Genomic DNA, 21,450 nt, shown 5'->3' on the forward strand with positions numbered 1-21,450 from the left:
GGTTAACAACCCTCAGGGTATCCACAGGGCACTACATCCGCCCGCAACCGATACAACGCCTAGCTCTCAGCAGTTCGTAGCGACTCACCGCGGCGGCCCCATCGTCAGCTGCAATCCCCCGCCAAGAAACTCCGCCAATCTCTCCGCCTCCTCTTCGATATATGGCCTCGACCATCGCGGCAGCTTCCCAAACGGCTCGACTTCAACGGCCACGATGCGTCCTTTCTGCTCATGTTTCCAAACACCCACCATCCGGCCATCAACGAGCAGCACCGGAGATACCCATCCCTGCAGGCGATAAATCCTCTGGTGATACTTGGACTCAACGAACGCCGGCACGCGGCGTGATGCGCAGACCACCCACTGATCGAACGCGGGCAACAATCTCACAACCTTCTCGACCGGCTCTGTCGCCGCCAGCTCAGCAGCATCTTTGCTCAGCATCCAGTATCGCTTGCCCTCGATGCTCACTTCCGTCGCAGCATCTCCCAATGCAGCCAACCGACGTTTCGCCTCGCCCTGATTGATGCCCCACCAACGCGGACCGAGATCGTGCGGCGTCGCCGGACCATGGGTGCTGAGGTAACGCATCGTGAGTTCATCGAACGCTTTGTTAGTATCGATCTTCGAGGGCGGTTTGCGAAGCCACGTCGCTGGATGCGTGAAGCGCGCGTTCGCTCCATCGCTCGGTGCGAAACACAGCGAGCCGATGAACGATGCGTACCTCAGTGATGAACTCCAACTGCCAAGCATCCCGTCCACGAGTTTGGGCGCGGCGCCGAGTTTCGTGATGGCTTCCGCTAATTCAGTGCGGTCGAGAATCCTTCCGCGCAGTGCTTTATCGATGTAGTCAGCGACAGGGAGCGCCTCCGGATTCTTCAGCGGCCAGCCGCCAGGCTTCCAAATGCGGAAGCCTGCAATCCAAGTACCGAGATCGGCTGCAGGGAGTACGTGCAGCGTTGCGCGCATCGCCCACATCTTGACCAGCATGCGCTTCTTCCAAAGCGCATCCGCTACATGCTCCCGCCGTAGGCCGTCGATCCGCGCCCAGAGCGCGAGATCAACAGATGACATCACCTGCGCGTGCAACCCACGCAGGCGGTCAACGACAGCGACTAACTGTTTGGGTGATGCGCGCTCGATGAGATAGTGCCTCCTCATGCGCCAGGCAAGGGCTTGGTCCCAGGAAATATCCATCTTCATCGGCGTTAGTTGATCAAGAGTGCGTCCATTGAGAAAGCGATGTTCCCAGAGGTGATATCGCGGCGCAATGGAGGCAAATCGAGAAAGCTGTGTTGAAGACACCGCTACTCTTTAGGGAGGCCAATGGACCGGCCGAACTTAGGAGTACTGTGTGTCTCGGATTGTAAACTTCTACATGGACGATTCAGGAACACGTGCGCCGAATCGAGAGCCCCTGCCTTACAACAAGAACGCTCGTGAATTCTTTGCTCTTGGAGGCGTGCTCATCAATGAGGAGGTCGAAGCAACAGCTCGCAAGCTGTACGATGATTTTTGCACGCGATGGTCCATCACCTATCCGCTGCACTCTGTTGAAATTCGCCATCGTCAGGAGCGATTTTCCTGGCTCGCTCGCGATCGATTCGAGCGCGAGAAATTCATGCGCGATCTGAGTCGAACCTTGCTGTCGCTCGATATTCTTGGCCTGGCATGTGTCATTGATCGCCCAGGGTACGATGCTCGGTATCGCGAGCAATACGGCCACCGGCAATGGCATCTATGCCAGACCGCGTTTGCCATTGCCGTGGAGCGCGCAGCGAAATACGCGCGAAAAATGAATCGTAAACTGCGCGTATTGCCGGAGCGAACCAGCAAAGTTGATGACGACAGACTCGTCCGATATTACGACGATTTGCGGACTAGCGGCCCGCCCTTCGCAAGGACCTCGCCAGCGCAATATTCGCCACTCACCGCTGAGGGATTGAGTGAGACGCTCCATGAAATTCGGTTCAAGACCAAATCGTCACCGATGGCTCAGGTCGCTGATCTGTATCTCTGGCCAATCGCTCTCGCCGGCTACGAGCCACGGAACCGCCCCTATGTCGCGCTGCAATCCTCTAGTCGATTGATCGAGAGCCGACTTTCCCCGTCGCAGCTCGATGTTTGTGGATCGAAATACAGTTGCTTTGAACTTGTACGCCGACATCGACGCGGATGCTAGAAACAACAAAGGCCCAGACAATGTCTGAGCCTTTGAGGCGGCCCCCATACGAAGACCTCGTGGGCTAGGCCCGATCGTTATATTACTTCGCCATGTCTTTCTGTCCACAAGAAATCAATCGACTTCCAGTGGATCAGCATTGGGAGAGCCGCGTCAGTTACGCGGCAACACGCGCACAGCATCCCGCAGAACCACGCGCCGATGCGTCGGAATGCGCGCATTCGACGCGTGGATCGCTGCGGCAAATCTTGAAGCGCTTCACCCTCGGTAGCGCCCCCCAAATGACGTAAACTCCGCCCCCATGGCCTCCCTCAGCACCCCGCTCTCCGACGACGAGCTCGACCAACTTACCGAGTTCCTCGACGATCTCCCCAGCCCAACGGCGATGAACATCGAGCGCATGGATGGATTCCTCTGCGCCCTGGTGGTCGGGCCGGAACTCGTCATGCCCAGCGAATACTGGCCGCACATCCTCGGCGGCGGCGATCCGGAAGAGCATGGCCCAGCGTTCGACTCGATCGAGCAGGCGCAGACCATCATGAGCCTGTTCACGCGGCACTGGAACTCCATTGCAAGGACGCTCCAGCGCGACGACATCTACGTCCCGATCGTCCTGGTCGATGACAACGGCCAGGCGCTCGGTAACGAATGGGCGAAAGGCTTCATGCATGGCGTAAGCCTGCGAGCCGCCAGCTGGCAGACGTTCCTGTACGACGAGGAGCGCGCCGGCTCGATCGTCCCGATGATGGCGCTGGCGCATGAGAACGATCCGGATCCGAAATCGCGTTTCGAGTCCCCGTCACCCGAAAAGCGAACAGAGCTGCTGCAAGCAATGACAGCGGGCATCGTGCAGATGTATCGCTACTTCGCGCCGATGCGCACGCAAGCGGCCGCATCGACGTTCGTGCGTGGCCAGCCGAAGACCGGCCGCAATGAACCGTGCCCGTGCGGTAGTGGCAAGAAATATAAGCAATGCTGTCTGACGCGAACGCATTGATCGCATCGCTGCCCGCACTCCAGCTCGCAAGCGATTCCGTAGCGGCACTATTCGTTCTTCGGCAGACCACGCGCGCCCGTGGTCGTCGCAGTGTCGAGCCCGTGAACGTTTCGAGCAGTTGCGCCCGTGAGATCCGCGTTGGTCAGGTTCACCCCGGAGAGATCAGTGTTGTTGAACACTGCATCGCGCAGGTCTGCCCCAGAAAGGTCGGCGCCCGAAAGATTGGCGCCGCTGAAGTCGGCACGGAAAAGCCTGGTCCGCAGCATCTTCGCGCGGCTCAGATCTGAAAAGCTGAAATCGGTGCGCGAGAAATCCGAGTCGGAGAAGTCCGCCTCGATGGCCTTGGCGCTCACGATGTTGGCGCGCATCAGCCCCATCGACTGATTCTTCATGTCCGGCGCGGCGTTCATGCGAACCAGTTGCGCGTTGGACAAATCGGCCTTGCGCAGATCCCCGATCAAACGCGCGCCGGTGAGATCGGCACCGATCAGCTTCGCGCCAGCGAGCTGTGACGAAAACAGCATCGCCTCACGCAGCGAGGCGCCCGACAGATTGGCACCCTCCAGGAAGCTGACCGTGAGATTGCATTTATCGAGTGTGGCGCGACTGAGGTTCGCGCCATTCAGCACCGAGGCCGAGAGATTGGCACCGCGAAAGTCGATTCCCGACAGATCAACGTCGATCAGATTCTTGGCGGTGACTTCGGGCTTCACGCCGGCATGCGAACCGTCGAGGATTTCGAGCAACTGCTCACGATTGAGCCGCTCGTAGCCCTCCCACTCCGCACCGAAGGTGGCGCCCGCGAAGATCACGCACACCAACGCCACATATCGCCGACCGGCTCGCGAAGAGATGAACATCCGGCGTGCCTCTTGACGGTGTTGCAGCGGGTATACCGCTGACCGCCGCAACATTCAATTGTGACGCTCGCACCCGTGCCAGACCGCGTTTGCTAGGCCGTGGAGCGCGCGGCGAAGTATGTGGCGGGAAATAGATCGTAAACTGCGCGTCAGACTCGCTCGATACTACGATGACTTGAGTACCAGCGGCCCGCCCCTCGCGACGGCTTCTGTGTGGATCGAAATACAGTTGCTTTTAACTTGTACGCCAACATCGACGCGGACGCTAGAAACAACAAAGGCCCAGACAGTGTCTGAGCCTTTGAGGCGGCCCTCTTACGAAGACCTCGTGGGCTAGGCCCGGTCGTTATATTACTCCGTAAGGCCGTTGTGTCCAGAAGAAAACAAGCAACTTACGCGCAATCAGCATTGGGAGCCCCGCGTTAGTTATGCGGTAACACGCGCGTAGGATCCCGCGGAAATCACCACGGAACACCGGCCGCGGAAACAAGCTCCCTCACTGCAGCCGCCCCGACACCTTCACCGCATGCACACCGCCCGCCGCCAACGGCGTGGACTGGAAATCCCGATAAGTCAGCGTACCGTCCGCACCGATGCGATAGACCGTCACTCGATTGAAGCCGCCGTCCGCCACAACCAGATAGTTACCGCTCAAGTCGGTGGCCATCGCCGTGGCCCGCGCTACGTTTGGCGCTCCAAGCGAAGTGAGCCGCCCGTCCGCGCCGATAGCAAACGTTTCTACGTAGCCCGTTGACTTGAGGGCGAACAGGAAACGACCGCGAGGATCCATCTCGAGAGCGTTTTCGCCGTTTGCAACGAACGGGATATCCGCGCCCAGGGGTAACAGGTAGCCCCCTGGTGCGACGCTGTACGTCTGAATCACATTGTCTGCTGGCTTCACCACATACATGAAATTGCCTGACGGGTGCAGCGCCCAGCTGCCCATAGGGCCGCTGAGCTCGGCATAGTTGCCGCCCGAGGCGACCGCGCCCGTGGCGAAATCGATCGGGTAGTAGTACATGCGCGATTCGTTCGCTGTGCCGTCCGCGATCGGGCGAGTATAGAAGCGGCCATTCGGATGAACCATCGCCTGTTCCACCGCAGTCGACAATGTCACAGTCGGCAGCGACGTCCCCTCCCAGTCGCCCGTCGCGGGATCCATCAGATAGGTGCGCAACGTCGTCGAGCTTTTGTTCGCTACATAGGCGTAGCGGCCGGTTGAAGAGAAGACCGCCGGGGCGGGCGTCGAGACCGGCAGATCGTAACCAAAGTTCGTCAGGCCGGACGTGCCAGGATCGATCCCGAACAATGACACGCCGAAGCCGGGTCCCATCACGTGAGCGACACGCCCCGCAGGATCGAGAGTGATGCCTGTCGGGTTAGCCTCCGACTCAATCGAGCCCAGCGCGAGCGCGCCATTCGCCGACAGACGGAAGGACGACACCCGGTTGTCGAACTGGCTGCTGGTCACGACGGTGTCGGAGACGAATGTCAGCGGCGCACTATCCGTATCGATCGCCAGAGCAAACGTCCCCGAGCCGGCGTGCGTCACGCCCCAATTCGATGAAGACAACGCACCCGTCGCATGATCGATGCCATACGTGAGGATCGAGCCGTTGCCGATCTGATAAAGACGCTCGCCGGTCGCATCGAACAGCGGCGGTTCCGTGTTCGACGCATTGTCGATTGGAGTTGCGGCATGCGAAGTCAACGCACCCGTTGCCGTGTCGACGGCGTACTTGTGCAGCAGCCACCCGGGCATTTTGAATTCGTTGGTATAGAGATAACGCCCGGTGGGATCCAGTTGCGCGGTCTCGGCATCGGCACCGCTGGCGAAGGGGCTGCCCGCCACTCGGCGCGGCGCTCCGTTGGCCTGGAGAGAAAACACAGTGATGCCCTCTTCGCGTCGTAACGACGCAGGCGGTACCGCATAGATGAGCCGCCCGTTCGGATGCAGCGCCAGGAAATTCAAATCGGCGCCGCCCGTCGCGAAGGGGCTGCCCGCGATCGGCTGCGGTCGGCCACTCGCCGCATCCAGCGCGTAAGCGTGGATCGTGTCCGTGGTGGGATTGAACACATACAAATGACGGGATTCGCCATCGAACGTCATGCCACCGCTGCGCTCAGGCATCGGATACGCGCTGCTCGGAACTTCAGCAAGCACGCCCGTGGTCTGATCGATCGAGTAGGTGCGCAACGTCGATGCCACTTGATCCGCGAGGATGTACGCGTAGTGTCCGGTCGGTTCGATCAGGATCTGAACCGTGGCCGCGGCGAGCGGGATGGCACCGCGGTCGGTCAATGCGCCGGTTGCTTCGTCGATACTGAACATCCGCACGTCGAAGCCCACCTGATTGGCGACGTAAATAAACGGCCGCGTCGGATGCACAGTCATTTTCCGTGGAGCGTCGCCGCTGTAGTACGTGCCGCCAGGGACCGCTTCCAGCGTGCCCTCGCGTGTATCGTACGAGAACGCTGAAACGTTGTTCGAGTTGTAGTTGGCCGCATAGGCGAAATGCTTGAGGCCGCCGCCTTTGTAGATCGCCACGTCCGCGGGCGTGTCCCCCGCCGCCGCCGATCGGCGCCAAAGCAGATTACGATCGGCGTTCACCGCTAGCAGCGACACCGAATCGTTTGCGGCGTTCGCGGTAAGCATGAACGTCGAGTACATCGGGGGCTGGCAAGTGACCGAAACGTTGGTCACATTCGCCGCGCCGAGCGTGCCGCCGCTGTTGGCAACGACGCAGCGCTGCGCCGGCGCGCCGGGGCTGTGGTCGATGGTAACGTCGTAGCTCGCGCCGACATCGAGCGCCGTCGGGAACGTGAAGCCGCCGTTCGCATCGACGGTGAGTTGCTCGGTGCCATTATTGAGCACCATGTCGTGACCGACGAGCCCTGAGACCACTCCGCCAACGGTGAATTGATCCACGGTGCACGTGACATTCACGTTCACATCGCTGGCGCTGATCGTGCCGCTGCCCGCGCCGACCACGCAGGTTTGCAGCGGACCGCTCGGCTGTATCGACACGCCGACCGTGTACAACTCGCCGTCAATGAATGAGGGCATAAAGTTGAACGCGCCATTGGCGGTGATAGGCAGATCGTTACCGCCGTTGACTTGCAACACCAGCCCGCTGCCGATCAACCCGCTGACCGATCCGCCGATCCGGTAGATGTTGGTCGTGCAAGCAATGGCGACGTTATTGACATCGGCCGTGATCGTGCCGCTGCCATGGGTCGGCGTGCATGTCTGCGCTGGCGCAGCAGGTTGCGAACCGATGGTTACATTGTAGGCGGCGCCATCAGCGATTTCAGTCGGGAAGACGAACTCGCCGTCACCGGTGATCGATAAGTTCTCACCGGTGCCGCTCGCGAGACTCAGCCCAGTACCGACCAAGCCACTGACCGTGCCACCGAGTGTGTGGGCGCTCGTCGCGCACACGACCGCCACGGTTGTAACGTCCGCCGTGATCGTGCCAGCCCCACTCGTGACCGTACAGATTTGCGCAGGATTCGCCGGCTGCGCGGCCACTGCTACGTTGAACGAAGTTCCTGCGGTGAGCGCCGTGGGAAATGTGAAAGTGCCGTTGCTCGAGATGGCGAGCGTTTCCCCGTCGTCAATTCGCAGCGCCAGCCCTGCGCCCGACAAGCCAGTGACCGACCCGCCGACCGTGTAATTCTGCGGCGGCGGTGGTGGCGGCGCCCCGTCGTCAGAGTGTCGTTGCGGATCTCGATGGCAGGCCGTAAGAAAGACCAGAACAGCGCAGGCTGCAGCCGCGCACGCACGCTTCATCCACTTCACTCAGTTATTCCGTAACTTCGTTGCCGCGCGGGCTCGCTTTCCATTGGGAAATCGTGCCGCAATTATGTCCGACGAACCTTACCGGACATTTCTCGGCCGCGGCCGTGCAGCGGTCGCAAAAATCGGTCATCGAGTATCAGGTGAAAGTGCCGCTTCGTCCGCCACGCGAGCGCTCAGCCCCCATTACTGTGACTTTCCGCTGCGCTTCGGCTTCCCTCCGCTCTTGCCCTTCGGCACCGGTTCATTCTCATGCTTCGGCGGCAACGTCTTCACAAACCCCCGACACCGCATCACCCACTCTTCCAACTCCTCATCACCCGCAATCCCCGCCGGATCAACATACACATACCCCTTCATCGGCTTCCCCGTGAAGTCCATCTCACGCACATGCTTACGCTTCAACATTGCGGCGTAATCCTCGGGGCCGACGCGCGCCATGAGCACGTCGCCGATGATGCCGACGAACATGTGGCCGTCGGCGAGAAACGCGACGCCGCCGAACATGCGTCGCTCAGTGATACGCGGCGTCTTCATTAACACGTCACGAATTCTTTCGGCCAAGCCTTCATCGAACGCCACACAATCCTCCAGCTGGAGTGCTCACTGCTAAATTCTATCGCATCGTCACTAACAAGACCGACTTCACAAAGCCACGAATCCTCCGCAGGGAGGATTCCCCTCGCCCCAGACATGAAACTTATTCCCGCGACGCCGGCTTTCCGAATCCGGCCAGCTGCTATCGTCGTGACGAACCACACATCGTGGCGACAACGACGACGGAATGCTCATGACGAATTCTCTGTTCACGCCGGTGCAACTCGGCCAGATTCATTTGAAAAATCGCGTAGTCATGTCGCCCATGACTCGCAGCCGCGCGATCGGCAACGTGCCGAACGAATTGATGGCGACCTATTATCGCCAGCGTTCCGGCGCCGGTTTGATCATCACCGAGGGAACGTCGCCCTCGCCCAATGGTTTGGGTTACGCGCGCATTCCGGGGCTGTTCAATGAAGCGCAGGTCGCCGGTTGGAAAACAGTCACAGACGCCGTTCATAGTGCCGGCGGCAAAATCTTTGTCCAGTTGATGCACACAGGTCGCGTCTCGCACGCGCTCAACTTGCCTAAAAACGCGCGAGTCATCGGGCCGTCCGCAATCGTGACGCCCGGCGAGATGTGGACCGATCAGAGCGGTCAACAGCCCTTCCCCACGCCGGAAGTCATGAGCGAAAAAGATATCGCGGACACCATCGCCGAGTTCGCAACCGCGAGCAAGCTGGCGATTCAAGCCGGCTTCGATGGTGTGGAGCTGCACGGTGCCAATGGATATTTGCTCGAACAGTTCTTGAACGTCGCATCCAACCAGCGAACCGATCGTTGGGGTGGCAGCGTCGAGAACCGCATCCGCTTCGTGGAAGCAGTGGCGAAGGCTAGCGCCGAAGCTATAGGCGCCGACCGCGTGGGCATTCGCTTGTCCCCGTACGGTGTATTCAACGGCAGCACGCCGGATGCGCAAACAGACGACGTCTATCTACAGCTCATCGATCGCTTGAATGCGTTGGGACTGCTGTACATCCACATCGTCGATCACAGCTCGATGGGCGCCCCGCCAGTCAGCCCCGAGTTGAAAGCGAAGCTGCGCGCAGCGTTCAAGGGCACCTACATTCTTTCCGGCGGCTACGACGCAGTCCGTGCGACGGCAGATCTGAACGAACAGCGTGGCGACCTGGTGGCCTTTGGCCGCCCGTTTATTTCCAATCCGAACCTGGTCCAGAAGCTGAAGGCCAGCGCCTCCCTGCAAGCGCCGGACGCGAACACCTTCTACACCTCGGACGAGAAAGGCTACACGGACTACGCCGCGTAACGCCAAACGAGCGAGTCGGGGCTAGCGAACTCGCCCCGACACACTCCAGCTGGAGTGCGCACTGTTAAGTCCCAACGAGCGCCGGTGCATAACGAAAGACCGCCATCGACAACACCGCGAGTCCAAGCAACATGCCCGAGACGCGCGAGCTCAAAGCAGCCCTGCGACCGAGCGTTGCAAGTTGTGCCATATCCGCTGCCGACTTCGACGCCTCACCTTGCAGCTTCGCCATTTGCATTCCCGCCGGTCGGCCGATCAGAACGCCGACGAGAAACGACAGCACAGCAGCGATCGCGCCGGACCCGAGCACGATGCCAGCGGCCGACGTGTCGCCGGAATGAAGCGTGGCGAACAAATAGATTCCAGACAGCACGGTGACCAGCGCGGCGATTCCCGACGCGGGCCCCAAGCGACGCGCGACCAACCCGGACCAGCGACCGGCGCCCGCATCGGCATGATTCGCACCGAGCGGTATGATGGCGAAAGAGAGCGCAAACATTGAGCCCGCCCAAATGACTCCTCCGAGAATGTGAAGTACGCGGGCGAGCAGCAGGAGCGTGACGGTGGCCATGGGTCCCTCGAATGGCGAATTGAATATACACACTGTATAACTAATTTTATGGCAGTCAAGTCGAAACGCAGGACTTATCGCAGCGACGTGCGCGCGGCATCGGTTGATGAAGGACGGGCACGAATGATCGAGGCGGGACGGAAACTACTGAACGGCGGCAAGGGAATGCCGGCGTTCTCGATCGACGCTGTGGCTCGCGAAGCGGGCGTCACGCGCGCGACGGTCTACAATCAGTTCGAATCGAAGCACGTGTTGCTGGCAGCGATCTTCGATGACATCGCCCAGAAAGGCGGGCTGTTCGAGCTGTCGCAAGTCTTTTCAGAACCGGATCCCGAGAAGGCGCTACGGCGCGCCGTAGCGATCTTTGCGAAGTTTTGGGGAATGCATGCGCAGAGCATGCCGAAGTTCACGGCATTCAGTCAGCTGGACGAGGAAGTCGCGACCATGCTGAGCGAGCGCGCGGAACGCCGACGCAAGTTGTTGACCGCAATCGTGGAGCGAATCAGCGCTGTGCGCTCCCCCGCCGATCTCGTCGACGTGTTGTACGCGCTGACCGGCCCGGAATTTTACCGCTTGCTCGCGATACACGGCCGCGGCGCCAAGGCTGTCGAAGAGCTCACCTGGCAAGCCGTGACCGATGCAGTGAGACGATTTACGAAGTAGCAGCCTCGCGACGCCGCCGAGCAAACATCATTCCCGCCGCGCTCGCGAGCAACAACCCGAGCGTGCCCGGCTCGGGCACGTTGTGAGGAACGTTGTTGATCGTGAAGGTGCCGGTCCAGTCGGTGCCGAAGGTGAATCGATTGCTGAACCAGTTGCCGTCGAGCAGGTAGCCGCTCAACAAGCCGTTGACGAAGGTGAGATCCCAGCCGGTCACGCTGAAGTTCGATAGGTCGTCAAAGAAAAAACCCAGACCCGCTTCGTTGTAGCCCCACTGACCGCCGAAAATGTCGAGCGAAGCCGCCGACGAGCTCCAGCTCAACGAGTTCGACATCGAGAACAGATAATCGCCCGCCACCGTATCGAAGCGCCCGCCCGTCACGTCCAGACTGCTACCGCTGCTGGTATTGCCGTAGAACTCCATGCCACCGTCGATCTTGCCACCGCTGATCGTGCCGTCGACATCGTCGCCGGTGCGAAATCCGTTGGCGATGTAGCCGCCCGTCATCGACAGGTCGACGAGCCCGGCAGCGCCGCGAAATCCACCGAGAATCGCACCGCCTGACATGTTGAATGCATAGTCGTTCAAGCCGCCGAACGAAACGGCGCCCGCGACTTCGCCACCGGTCATGTTGAGTCGGATGCTGCCATTCTCGGCATTGACGATATTGCCGTTGATGCGGCCCTGATCGTGCAGATCGATGTAGCCGGCGTAGCGAACGTTGCCGTTGATCGTGGCCTGGTTTTGCACGATCAGGTGGGTACCGACGGTGTAATCCATGACGACATTGCCATTCACGGTCGCTTGATCGGACAGCCTGACGGTTGCAGGTTGGCCGCGCATGCTGATCGCCACTTCCTGGCCGACGCCTGCCTCGATCCGGCCGTTGCCGGAGACGTTCAACGTTCCGGCTTGAGTGCGCACTGCGCCGAGCAACGTCGGATCGTTCACTCCCTGCACCACGCCGCCCGACTGCACGTTGAGGACGGCAGCGCTGTTATTGACGATGATGTTGTCGGTGACCGTCGTGTTGATGACGTAGGTCGTCGGGCCGGTGTAGATGATGGTTGCGTTGGCCGCCGACGCGAGACACGTCGCGATCGCCAAACCGAGAAGAGCCGAGGTTCGAATCTTTCCGTGCCGAGCGCTCATGCGTTCCTTGGAGCTGATGAGAACGCCGCGTACCGCAGCAAGTCGTGTGCCACAGCAAAAGAAACAAAGTCTCCTCAGGACATTGAGTTAAGGAGCAACGATGCGGAGCGACCGCTATGTAGCCCCTGTCGACACCAGTATCTGCCGAAAAGTCAGATTCACCCGCGGGCCGCACGGGCGCGCGAGCTTGTTGATTCCATGTTTCCAATGATGCTGAGTCGCGCCTTTCATCAGCAGCAGGCTGCCCGACTCCAACGTCAGCTGAACGGACTTCAGATCCTTCTTGAATTTGTGTTTCAGGACGAACGTTCGCTGCTCACCGAAGCTCAGCGACGCGATCGTTGGATTCCGTCCCAGCTCCGGCTCATCGTCGCTGTGCATGCCCATGCTGTCGCGATGATCCCGGTAGTAGTTCAGAAGCACGCTATTGAAGGAAGCTTCAGACAACGCCTCGACGCGACTTCTCAGCGTCGACAGCAAATCGGTCCACGGCAATGGCTCGAGCGACAATCCCGAGTAGGTGTAACGCGCGCCCGCGTCTCCGAACCACGCGGCCAGACGGGGTTGCTGGTATTCCTTACCCCAAAGATTGATGACCTCGCTGCGCCAGGGAATCTGCTCGATGAGCTGTTTTAGAACGAAGTCGGGCGCCGCGCCAAAATCAACGCGCGGCGCGTAATAGATTTCGGCGTCTGGAATATCGAGCAGGTCCAGGCCGCCGCTCGCGAACAGGTCTTGGGTCACCCGCGCACACTAGCGCAAGCCGAAGGAATCCTCTACGTGGAGGATGCACCCGATCCTCTCAGCTCCCCGTCCCCAGGTTCTGTGCCAGGAACTTCTCCAACTCCGTCAGCAACGTCACGCGATCGGACTTTCGATTCAGCTGATGACCGGCGTTTTTGAGGAAGATGGCCTGATGGGGCTTGCCGGCGCTCTTCAGGGCCGAGGCCATCTGGCGGGAATGGTCCACATCCACCTGGACGTCTCGGTCGCCGTGGATCAGGAACACCGGGATGGAGATGTTCGCCACGTGACGCAACGGCGAATCTTCCTTGAGCTTGTCCTTGTTGGTACCGAGCTGCTCCCGCACGATGGCGCGGTTGCTGAAGGCACGGGCCTCGGCCAATAGATCCTTCAAGTCGCTGACGCCCGCGATGCTCGCCGAGCAGCGATACAAATCGCTGTTACGAACGGCGGACAGCAGCGCCGCGTAGCCGCCGAAACTCCAGCCGACGACGCAGACCCGTTTCGGATCGGCGATGCCTTTCTCGATGGCCCACTTGGTGCCGTCGGTGATGTCGGTATAGGTCAAGCCACCCCAATCCTGGTGTGCGGCGTGAAACCAGTCGCCGCCGTAGCCGGACGAGCCCCGGAAATTCATCTGTAACACCGCGTAGCCGCGACTCACCAGAAACGCACGCAGGAAATCGAAGTCCCAGGAGTCGCGAGCGATCGGGCCGCCATGAGGCATGACGATCAGCGGCAACTTCTCGGCCCGCACGCCCGGCGGCACTGTGAGATAGCCGGGAATCTCCACGCCATCGCTGGCCTTATATGAAATCGATTGCATACGACCGATGGTTTTCGGATCGAGCTCCGGATAGGCCGTATCGATCTTGTAGATCTTCTTGTCGCCGGCGCGTAACAGATAGTAAGTCGGGCCTTTTACATCGCTATAGGAGCGCACGACATACACTTTCCGATCGTCGGAATAGTCGCTGAGCACATTGAAGGTGTCCGGCAACACGCGATTGATCACGTCGACCTGCGCTCGCGTCGCGTCGTCAGTGTAGTGCACGAACGGCCGATCGGTCTCGTAATAGATGCCGATCAGTTTTCGATCCGGCGTGAGAATCGGGTCCGACGCGTCGACATGCGGATGGGAGAACACCAGCTTCGGCTCGACCTGGTCCGTCAGATCCATTTCCCAGAGCGCATCGCGGCCCTCGTAAGTCCCCTGCGCGAATGCGCGATTGGTACCAGGAAGAATGGCAATCGGCACGAGCTCGTCACTGCCGCCGAACGCTTTGACTTTGGCGAGCGGCAGCCATTTCTTCTCGTTGTCCATGCGCGCGAAATATTCCAGCACCGGGCTGTCGCGCCGGTAGCCGTAGCCGAAGCGGACGTTGCCGGCACCGTCGGTGGCATAGCCGCGGATCGGGTAGTAGTCACGGTTGCGTATCAGGCGACGGCCGCTGTTTACGTTGACCTCGTAGATCGCCGGGTAACCGGTGCGTTCCATATCGAGCGCCATCAACACCGTGTCAGGCTCGTTCGGGGTCCAGTCGAGGATGTCGTCCTGGAACTGCGTGCGCCCTGCTTCGGATTCCTGGAGCAGGACTTTCTGGTTGGCACCGTCGGCATCGACGCCCACCATGCGCGAGATACTGTAAAGGACCGTGCCCTCGCGCACCGTCGCCGTCACACCGCAAAGAATGCGTTTGTTATTCGCCCAGCCGCACCAGCTCAGATCGTAGTCGCCGGGCTTGGATGCGAAGATGAATTTCGGCGCGCCACTGAAATCGACGGACACGGTTGCCACGGCTTCCTGGTCGTCGACGCCGGCGATCAGCAGGAGCTGCTTGCCATCCGGCGAAACGGCGACGTTGCGAATGGCAGGAAGGCGGGCGAAGGCGTCGATGGGCGACGGCGTGGCGGTGTCGGCGTAGGCCGAGGTCACCCCAGCCAACAGACACAGCGACAGAAAAAGAAACTTTCGAGGACTAATTCCGTTAGTGCTGGCGTTCATTGTGTCCGACCCGCTGCAGGGACCGCGCGATTCTATACAAACGGATGACTCCTGATATAGTCGCTCGCCTGCCCCGCGCCCAAACAATGAGAACTCTCCCGCAGTCCTGGTCTCTGAACCGCCGATCCCGACATCGGTTCATGGCCATTGCGGTCGTCGCGCTGTTCGCCTGGCTGCTCGAGTTCGCGACTCATAGTCACAACAGCGATCCCGTCAGCCAGACGTCGACGCAGAGTATTCATTGCCACGTTTGCGCGGGCTTCCAGGCTGGCGCGGGGCCGATGCCCTCGCTGCCGACGCTCGAGTGGGTAGCACCCTCCTTCGAACCCATCGCGCTGCCCGAGTTTCCGCCCTCCGCAACCACTGTCTCTCCTTATCGCAGCCGCGCCCCACCTCGCGCGTGATCCTGCGACTTAGTTTCCAACGCTGAATTCATTGGCGACCGCCAAGGTCCGCACGCTCCAACGCGCGCGGCCATGAGCGCGCTCGCGTGTCTTTTTAAAGCCCGAGCGTCAGCTTGGGAGGAGAGCTTTTGTGCGTGTGTTTTTCAGGAACTCTGCCGCGGCCGCCGCGGTGATGTCGGCTACGTTGAATCCAGTCTCTGCGCAGGAACCGGAGAATGAGGTCGAGGAAGTTGTGGTGACGGGCACGAACCTGCGCGGCCTGCCCAGGGAGTACGTGGCCAGCCCCGTGTTCACTTATTCGATCAAAGAGATGGAGCAGTCGGGACTGGGCTCGCTCTCGGAATACATACAAACGCTGCCACAGAACTTCATCGGCGACTTGAGCGAAGCGGCCACCACCGGCGTCGGATTCGGCACCGGCCTGGGCGGCGCAGTCTCGGAGAATCAGTTCGACGGCTTCTCCGCTTTCAGCCTGCGAGGCCTCGGCTCGGATGCGACGCTCACACTGCTAAACGGTCGACGCCTGGCCAATGCCGGCATGACGGAAACGCCCACCGTCTCCTTCATTCCCGCCGCGCTGATCGAGCGCATCGAAATCGTTCCCGACGGAGCCTCGGCCAACTACGGCGCCGATGCCGTCGGTGGCGTAGTCAACCTCGTGACTCGACGCGAGTTCGACGGCGTGGAGATCCGGCTGCGAGGCTCCTCGGCCACCGAAGTCGATCGCGACGAGTATCAAGGCAGCATCGCGGCCGGCCACACCTGGGATGGCGGCAATGTTTATGGCGCAGCGGCCTGGCAGGATCGCGAGCCCTTCGTGGACGATCCGGTGCGAGTGGGCAGCAACGATTATCAAATCACTGCCACGCCCGACGAAACCGTGCAAAGCATTTTCGCGGGCGCCAGTCAGCAGTTCGGTCCGGCCAAGCTCACCGTCGAAGGCATGTACTTCGACAGCGATCGCAGCTCCTACCAGCTGACCCTGCCCGCCAACCGTCGCACGTTCCTCACCGAGTCCGACGGCTATTCGCTCTACAGCACGCTCGAGTGGCAAGTCGGCCGGGCCACGTTCTTCGACGTGATGCTGGATTATCACGAGAACGAAACGTTGAATGAAACGCGCCGGCGCGGCACGCTGCAAGCCCGTCGCAATCATCACAACCGACTCGTCTCCGCCGAAGCACGAGGACAAACAGAACTGTTCGACCTGCCCGGCGGCACGATGCGCACAGTCGGCGGCCTGCAGTACCGACGAGAGACGCTGCGCACCGACGCGCTGATTTTCTTCTCGAACGGCGGCGGCGAAACGGAAGTAACGTCGGGGTTCGTCGAAGCTTACTTTCCGATAATGAAATCGCTGGTGCTTTCCACCGCCGCGCGCTACGACGACTTCGGCTCGAAGCTCGGCTCGCAGGTGTCGCCGAAGTACGGCCTGCGCTGGGGAGTGACCAAGGATCTGAGCCTGCGCGCCACCTACTCCCAATCGTTCCTCATTCCCAAGCTGAGAGATCGGGCCGGCGTCGCAGAGCAGGTTTCCTTCCAGGCGGTGCCGGATGCTTATCTGGATCCAGCCAACCAGGACCCTCGCCTGCCGCAGGGCTACGCGCTCGCAATGTTTCGCGCCGGCTCCAATCCGGATCTGGAATCGCAAGATGCGGAAACGTTGACCGCGGGATTCGATTACTCGCCGGCATTCATCGACGGGCTCGATATCAGCCTGGGCTATTACCGCACGAAATTGACCGACCGGGTGTCCAGTCCTTTTCCGGATGACATGCTCATCGAGCCCGGCTTTCAGATCTTCGTGACTCGCGATCCGAGCACGACTCAGCTCGCCGCCCTGCTGAACAATCCCCAGGTCAATCGGATCTTCGCGGCCGACGTGCCCTTCATTGCCAACGGCGAGGTGCAGATCTTTTCCGGCCCGGACGCGGTGCCAGCAGAGCTGCTGTCGAACGTGCACGTGGTTGCTGACTCGCGCAGTCAGAACTACGCCACGCAATTCACCGATGGCATCGATCTGGATGTGAGTTACGCGACACCGCTACTCGGCGGCGACGCGTCGGTGCGGCTGCGAAGCCAATACATTCTGACGTTGGAAAGTCAGACCACGCCAGGCGTACCGGCCACGTCGCGACTCGGGACCATCTACAACCCGACCGATCTCACGCTCACCAGCACCTTCGGATGGCGGCGCGGCCCGTTGTCGCTCGGGTCGGTGGTGTATCACAGTGCCGGCTTCAAGGACGTGCGCTCGGGACAACAGAACGCTCGCATAGGCTCTTACACGACAGCGAGCATCGCGGTCGGTTGGAACTTCGATCGTGCGCACTCCTCTGCATGGCTCGCCGACTCTTCCATCGCACTGGTCGTGTCGAACGTGTTCGATCGCGAGCCGCCGCGCGTCGAAGATGAAGTGCTCACTTATAGCCCGCTGAACACACCTGCGAATCCCCGCACGGTCGCATTGGTGTTGAACAAGAAGATCTAGCGAGGCTCGGATCGGCCGCCAGGGACGGCGGCCACGAACTCTTTCGGCGACGTGCCCGTTTCCCGACTGAACGCCGTACTGAATGCGCTCGCCGACTGATAACCCACCGCCAATGCGGTTTCGGCCACCGACATCTGCTCATGCGCCAGCAGGTTCTTGGCGACCGCGATCCGCCATTGCAGTAAATAATTGAGCGGCGTGGTGCCGATGATCCGGGCGAATCGATCGGCGAAGGACGATCGGGACATGCCCGCCTGACGCGCGAGGGAATCCAGCGTCCACGGATGCGATGCCTTCATGTGAATACCGCGTAACGCGATGGCGAGCTGCGTGTCCCGAAGGCCCGCCAGCAACCCGCCCGATTTCGGCTCAGACGGCGCCGAGCGCAATGCTTCGACCAGCATGATCTCGATGAGACGGGTCAGCACCAGCGCCTGCCCCGGCCGCTTGTCGCTCGCTTCTCGTTTGATGAGCTCGACGATGGGTGCAACGTTGCGGCTCGCAGGAGCGCTGGCCTGGATGTGCAACATCGGCGGTAACAGATCGACCAGCATCGACGCGTTGATCGGATCGAACGCGAAGTAGCCGCCGAGCAGCGTCACAGACGGCGCGACGCTCACATCGCCATGAACGATCTCGTCGACGTGCTCGGTTGGAATCTTCAGCAGCTTTGGCTTCACTTGCAGATCGCTGGCCAGCGCAAAGCCGGGCGTCGCAGGAAACAAGATGAAATCGCCAGTCTCGAGCTTGGTCGGCCGCGCCTTCTCCGCGGTGAGCCAGCACGGTCCAGCAATGACCAACGCAAAGCTCGGTTGCCCGAACGCGGGATAACGAATGCCCCAGCGACCGCCGCCGCGGACGACCTTGGACAAAATGGTTTGTGGCTTCAGCAGCGTGACGACAGCGGCCAGCGCATCCATTTCGGACTCTCGCAAACGAAACTTGGACTGCCTCTTATAGCTCGTCCAGCGAGCCGGGGCTACTGTCTCGCCATCAACCACGGAGACATCCATGACTCACACCGTCCTCATCACCGGCTGCTCTTCTGGCTTCGGCCTCGCGAGCGCGAAACTGTTTCTGGCCCGCGGCTGGAATGTGATTGCCACGATGCGCTCGCCCGACCCGACGCTGTTCGAAAGCCATGACCGGCTGCTGGTGACCGCACTCGATGTCACAGCTCCCCACAGCATCGCAGAGGCCGTCGCGAAAGGGATCGCGCGCTTCGGACGCATCGACGTCCTGGTCAACAATGCGGGCGTCGGATTGTTCGGTGCCGCCGAAGCGACGCCCGCCGAACTCACCCAGCAAGTGTTCGAAACAAACACCTTCGGTGTGATGGCTGTCGCTCGCGCCGTGATCCCTCACATGCGAGAGCGTGGATCGGGCACGATTGTGAATGTGACCTCGAGCGTCGGCATCGCGCCGATGCCGCTGGTTGCGGTCTACACCGCGAGCAAATATGCGATCGAGGGTTACTCCGAAGCACTGGCGCATGAGCTGGCTGAGTTCGGCGTTCGCGTGAAGATCGTCCAACCCGGCTTTGCGCCGACCACGAGCTTCGCTGCCAAATCCGGCGGTCGCAGGGACGATCTGCTTCCGTCCGCTTACACCTCCTTCGCGGGGCGCTATCTCCAGTCGATGCAGAATTATCCGACTGCGTACACGGCCGAGGCAGATGTTGCCGAAGCTACCTACGCCGCAGCGCTCAGCAGTGACGACAAGCTACGCTACCCGGCCGGCGCCGACAGCGTCATGCTCGCTCAGTTGCGCCAATCGCTTCCCGAAGCCGATTTCATGAGCAGGATGCGAACGATGACCGGCGGCTGATTGTAATTTCCCAGGCTGCGGTGTAACCATCCGGCACGGAGACCCTCGCAAGGAGCCGTGCCGTTCATGAGCCGAAAGCCTTCCGCCGATAAGGTCCGCACCCGGGTCGCCGCGATCGTCGAGCGCTTGCCCGAAGCCAAAGCCGTGCGCTCCGGCGAGCATCTGAGCCTGGAAGTTCGTCAGCGCAGATTCGGCTGGTTCCTCGCCGATCATCATGGCGACGGTCGACTGGCGCTCAGTTGCAAAGCGCCGCCCTTGCTCGTGGGGCAACTCCAGCAGCTCGTGCCGGAACAATTTCATCTGCCCAAGTACGTCGCCAGCAAAGGATGGATTGGCCTGTGGCTGGACGTGCCCAAGGTCGACTGGGATCAGGTGGAGATTTGCCTGGTGGAGGCGTATCGAATGGCGGCGCCAAAGACGCTGGCGGCCCAGCTCAGCGGCTGATCGTTATTCGCTTTTTTCTTTCTTCATGGCGCGCTTCGCTTCTTTCGCGCCTTCTTTGACAGCCTCGCCCACATCTTTGGCGGCAGCGCCGACGGCCTTGCCAACCTGCTTGGCACCGTCACCCACTTCGCGCGCGGCGGTGCCAACGGCCCGGCCAACGTCCTTGGCGCCTTCTTTGAGCGTGTTTTCCTCGGCAAAGCTCGGAGCGGCCAGACTGGCGGCCAGCAATACAGTGACACTCAGCAAGGCGGGCAATTTCATGTTGCAGGCCCATCCATCAAGAAAGAAGGCACATGTACCTCCGCCCGGGGCGATTGTCCATAGTGCGGTCCCCGAAATGGGGACACCCTTCCTATATTGGCCCGACCCGCTGACTGGCGCCTGAACGCGGCTCCGTCATTGCAGGGGCTGCACCAGATCGCCGCGCTTGAAGTGGTCGTTGAGCCCCGGGATCGCGCGCCACAGGAAATCGATTCGAAACTCCTTCGGCTCGAACGGCTGCGGGGCGTCGGAGGCGACGGCATAGAAATACGCGCGCGTCCGGTCGTGATGGCGCTCATTCAACAGCGCGATCATGCGCGACGATAACGCCGGCGTGCCGTCCACTTCCCACTCCTCGCCGTCCCATTGGAATGTCACCAGCTCCGGCCAGTTGGGAACATTGGGCGGCGTGGTCGGATTGAGCGTGCGGAAGCTGCGTGCCGCCGGCAATGTGCCGAGCGGATGGACCGCCGTAATCATCTCGCCCCAATGCGAATGGATGTAGCAGTCGTAGAGCGTGCCGTCGCGCTCGACGATAGGTCCGTCCACTTTGTATGGAACGGTGCGCATGGCAAGCAACTTCCGTAACGCCGCTCGATACCGCTCCGTGAGCAAGCGCGGTCGATCCGACGCGAGCGACAGATAGTCAGCCACGGGCACACGCTGCTCGAAACTCGCGGCCGTCGCTTCGATCAGCTTGATTTGGTCTTGAGTGGAGAACGAGCGCTTCACCCATGTCATGTGACCGATCGTCAGCTGACGATCCGGGAATTCACGCACGACGATGCGAGCATCGTGCTTGCTGGTATTTACTTCATGCACGCCTTCGCCGACGCGGTACTCGCCTTGTGTAGTCCACTTGATGTTGTCGGTGCGATCGGCGACGCGAGTCGTCAACGACTTCAAAGCGGCGGCTCGACTATCTCGATGCCACGCGGCGATCGCGAGCACTTCCGAGACCGGCCGGTTGCTGCCCATCAAGAAAATGGAATTCGGCGTCTGATCGAACGAGAACAAGGCGTAGCCCTCGCCTTCCCGGGTCGCATAGGGATCGAGGCGGCTCGGCACATCTACGAACCCCAGCTCGGCCAGCGGCTGACGCTTGGAGCCCGATCCAAAGAACATGCCCGCGCTGGCCACGGAAATGCCGCCGATCACGAGCGCCACGATCCAATAGAGATGCATAGG

19 protein-coding genes are annotated in these 21,450 nt (G+C 60.9%); 8 read left to right on the forward strand and 11 right to left on the reverse strand.

The window, feature by feature from the left end:
* Positions 1-84: 84 nt before the first annotated feature.
* Positions 85-1,305 carry a winged helix DNA-binding domain-containing protein gene (locus tag ACFPN2_RS03345; protein WP_380594954.1) on the reverse strand — a complete coding sequence of 407 codons (1,221 nt, stop codon included), beginning with the start codon at positions 1,303-1,305 and terminating at the stop codon, positions 85-87.
* Positions 1,306-1,354: 49 nt separating this feature from the next.
* On the opposite strand from ACFPN2_RS03345, the gene ACFPN2_RS03350 reads away from it, so the two are divergent.
* Together ACFPN2_RS03350 and ACFPN2_RS03355 are read left to right on the forward strand one after the other, a co-directional pair.
* On the forward strand, positions 1,355-2,182 hold the full coding sequence (locus ACFPN2_RS03350) for a DUF3800 domain-containing protein (protein ID WP_380594956.1): 828 nt from the start codon (positions 1,355-1,357) through the stop codon (positions 2,180-2,182).
* A gap of 301 nt (positions 2,183-2,483) precedes the next feature.
* A complete protein-coding gene (locus ACFPN2_RS03355; protein WP_380594958.1) occupies positions 2,484-3,179 on the forward strand; it encodes a UPF0149 family protein in 696 nt (231 codons plus the stop codon).
* Between the two features lie 47 nt (positions 3,180-3,226).
* Here the strand turns inward: ACFPN2_RS03355 and ACFPN2_RS03360 are convergent, their stop codons facing one another.
* From ACFPN2_RS03360 to ACFPN2_RS03370, 3 genes are all read right to left on the reverse strand, one after another.
* Entirely contained in the window at positions 3,227-4,039 is an 813-nt protein-coding gene (locus tag ACFPN2_RS03360) for a pentapeptide repeat-containing protein (protein ID WP_380594960.1), read from the reverse strand.
* Between the two features lie 496 nt (positions 4,040-4,535).
* Positions 4,536-7,832, reverse strand: a complete 3,297-nt coding sequence (locus ACFPN2_RS03365) for a beta-propeller fold lactonase family protein (protein WP_380595303.1) — start codon at positions 7,830-7,832, stop codon at positions 4,536-4,538.
* A gap of 192 nt (positions 7,833-8,024) precedes the next feature.
* Positions 8,025-8,375: a TfoX/Sxy family protein gene (locus ACFPN2_RS03370; RefSeq protein ID WP_380595305.1), complete on the reverse strand. Its 351-nt coding sequence runs from the start codon at positions 8,373-8,375 to the stop codon at positions 8,025-8,027.
* Positions 8,376-8,628: 253 nt separating this feature from the next.
* Here ACFPN2_RS03370 and ACFPN2_RS03375 point away from each other — a divergent pair, with 253 nt between their 5' ends.
* Positions 8,629-9,702, forward strand: a complete 1,074-nt coding sequence (locus ACFPN2_RS03375; RefSeq protein ID WP_380594962.1) for an alkene reductase — start codon at positions 8,629-8,631, stop codon at positions 9,700-9,702.
* Positions 9,703-9,766: 64 nt separating this feature from the next.
* Here the strand turns inward: ACFPN2_RS03375 and ACFPN2_RS03380 are convergent, their stop codons facing one another.
* Complete coding sequence (locus ACFPN2_RS03380; protein WP_380594964.1) at positions 9,767-10,201, reverse strand: hypothetical protein; 435 nt, start codon at positions 10,199-10,201, stop codon at positions 9,767-9,769.
* Between the two features lie 30 nt (positions 10,202-10,231).
* Between ACFPN2_RS03380 and ACFPN2_RS03385 the strand changes: the two genes are divergently transcribed.
* Positions 10,232-10,936, forward strand: a complete 705-nt coding sequence (locus ACFPN2_RS03385; protein ID WP_380594966.1) for a TetR/AcrR family transcriptional regulator — start codon at positions 10,232-10,234, stop codon at positions 10,934-10,936.
* On the opposite strand, the gene ACFPN2_RS03390 is transcribed toward ACFPN2_RS03385, so the two are convergent.
* The 3 genes from ACFPN2_RS03390 to ACFPN2_RS03400 all read right to left on the reverse strand — a co-directional run bounded on the left by ACFPN2_RS03390 (position 10,926) and on the right by ACFPN2_RS03400 (position 14,835).
* On the reverse strand, positions 10,926-12,086 hold the full coding sequence (locus ACFPN2_RS03390) for a PEP-CTERM sorting domain-containing protein (RefSeq protein WP_380594968.1): 1,161 nt from the start codon (positions 12,084-12,086) through the stop codon (positions 10,926-10,928). The two genes, ACFPN2_RS03385 and ACFPN2_RS03390, sit on opposite strands and share 11 nt — an antisense overlap.
* 114 nt (positions 12,087-12,200) lie before the next feature.
* Positions 12,201-12,830, reverse strand: coding sequence for an alpha-ketoglutarate-dependent dioxygenase AlkB family protein (locus ACFPN2_RS03395; protein WP_380594970.1), 630 nt, complete (start codon positions 12,828-12,830; stop codon positions 12,201-12,203).
* 58 nt (positions 12,831-12,888) lie between these two features.
* A complete protein-coding gene (locus ACFPN2_RS03400) occupies positions 12,889-14,835 on the reverse strand; it encodes an alpha/beta hydrolase family protein (protein WP_380594972.1) in 1,947 nt (648 codons plus the stop codon).
* A 140-nt stretch (positions 14,836-14,975) separates the two neighbouring features.
* On the opposite strand from ACFPN2_RS03400, the gene ACFPN2_RS03405 reads away from it, so the two are divergent.
* Positions 14,976-15,239, forward strand: a complete 264-nt coding sequence (locus ACFPN2_RS03405) for a hypothetical protein (protein ID WP_380594974.1) — start codon at positions 14,976-14,978, stop codon at positions 15,237-15,239.
* A gap of 130 nt (positions 15,240-15,369) precedes the next feature.
* Positions 15,370-17,730, forward strand: coding sequence for a TonB-dependent receptor plug domain-containing protein (locus ACFPN2_RS03410; RefSeq protein WP_380594976.1), 2,361 nt, complete (start codon positions 15,370-15,372; stop codon positions 17,728-17,730).
* Here ACFPN2_RS03410 and ACFPN2_RS03415 read toward each other — a convergent pair.
* A complete protein-coding gene (locus ACFPN2_RS03415) occupies positions 17,727-18,743 on the reverse strand; it encodes an AraC family transcriptional regulator (RefSeq protein ID WP_380594978.1) in 1,017 nt (338 codons plus the stop codon). The genes ACFPN2_RS03410 and ACFPN2_RS03415 overlap by 4 nt on opposite strands.
* Here ACFPN2_RS03415 and ACFPN2_RS03420 point away from each other — a divergent pair.
* Together ACFPN2_RS03420 and ACFPN2_RS03425 are read left to right on the forward strand one after the other, a co-directional pair.
* Positions 18,742-19,557 (forward strand): SDR family oxidoreductase, encoded by an 816-nt coding sequence (locus tag ACFPN2_RS03420; protein ID WP_380594980.1) that lies wholly within the window; start codon positions 18,742-18,744, stop codon positions 19,555-19,557. The genes ACFPN2_RS03415 and ACFPN2_RS03420 overlap by 2 nt on opposite strands.
* A 66-nt stretch (positions 19,558-19,623) precedes the next feature.
* Positions 19,624-20,001, forward strand: coding sequence for an MmcQ/YjbR family DNA-binding protein (locus ACFPN2_RS03425; protein WP_380594982.1), 378 nt, complete (start codon positions 19,624-19,626; stop codon positions 19,999-20,001).
* A gap of 3 nt (positions 20,002-20,004) precedes the next feature.
* Here the strand turns inward: ACFPN2_RS03425 and ACFPN2_RS03430 are convergent, their stop codons facing one another.
* Positions 20,005-20,262, reverse strand: a complete 258-nt coding sequence (locus ACFPN2_RS03430) for a hypothetical protein (protein ID WP_380594984.1) — start codon at positions 20,260-20,262, stop codon at positions 20,005-20,007.
* Positions 20,263-20,397: 135 nt separating this feature from the next.
* Complete coding sequence (locus ACFPN2_RS03435) at positions 20,398-21,447, reverse strand: hypothetical protein (protein ID WP_380594986.1); 1,050 nt, start codon at positions 21,445-21,447, stop codon at positions 20,398-20,400.
* Between the last annotated feature and the right edge of the window lie 3 nt (positions 21,448-21,450).

This window comes from Steroidobacter flavus (assembly GCF_042651805.1).
In the GTDB taxonomy this organism is placed as follows: Bacteria; Pseudomonadota; Gammaproteobacteria; order Steroidobacterales; family Steroidobacteraceae; genus Steroidobacter; species Steroidobacter flavus.

Coding starts and splice junctions, on each gene's coding strand:
- ACFPN2_RS03355 (WP_380594958.1), top strand. CDS start 2,484: ATGGCCTCCCTCAGCACCCCGCTCTCCGACGACGAGCTCGACCAACTT.
- ACFPN2_RS03360 (WP_380594960.1), bottom strand. CDS start 4,039: ATGTTCATCTCTTCGCGAGCCGGTCGGCGATATGTGGCGTTGGTGTGC.
- ACFPN2_RS03365 (WP_380595303.1), bottom strand. CDS start 7,832: ATGAAGCGTGCGTGCGCGGCTGCAGCCTGCGCTGTTCTGGTCTTTCTT.
- ACFPN2_RS03370 (WP_380595305.1), bottom strand. CDS start 8,375: ATGAAGACGCCGCGTATCACTGAGCGACGCATGTTCGGCGGCGTCGCG.
- ACFPN2_RS03375 (WP_380594962.1), top strand. CDS start 8,629: ATGACGAATTCTCTGTTCACGCCGGTGCAACTCGGCCAGATTCATTTG.
- ACFPN2_RS03380 (WP_380594964.1), bottom strand. CDS start 10,201: ATGTTTGCGCTCTCTTTCGCCATCATACCGCTCGGTGCGAATCATGCC.
- ACFPN2_RS03390 (WP_380594968.1), bottom strand. CDS start 12,086: ATGAGCGCTCGGCACGGAAAGATTCGAACCTCGGCTCTTCTCGGTTTG.
- ACFPN2_RS03400 (WP_380594972.1), bottom strand. CDS start 14,835: ATGAACGCCAGCACTAACGGAATTAGTCCTCGAAAGTTTCTTTTTCTG.
- ACFPN2_RS03405 (WP_380594974.1), top strand. CDS start 14,976: ATGGCCATTGCGGTCGTCGCGCTGTTCGCCTGGCTGCTCGAGTTCGCG.
- ACFPN2_RS03420 (WP_380594980.1), top strand. CDS start 18,742: ATGACTCACACCGTCCTCATCACCGGCTGCTCTTCTGGCTTCGGCCTC.
- ACFPN2_RS03415 (WP_380594978.1), bottom strand. CDS start 18,743: ATGGATGTCTCCGTGGTTGATGGCGAGACAGTAGCCCCGGCTCGCTGG.
- ACFPN2_RS03425 (WP_380594982.1), top strand. CDS start 19,624: ATGAGCCGAAAGCCTTCCGCCGATAAGGTCCGCACCCGGGTCGCCGCG.
- ACFPN2_RS03430 (WP_380594984.1), bottom strand. CDS start 20,262: ATGAAATTGCCCGCCTTGCTGAGTGTCACTGTATTGCTGGCCGCCAGT.
- ACFPN2_RS03435 (WP_380594986.1), bottom strand. CDS start 21,447: ATGCATCTCTATTGGATCGTGGCGCTCGTGATCGGCGGCATTTCCGTG.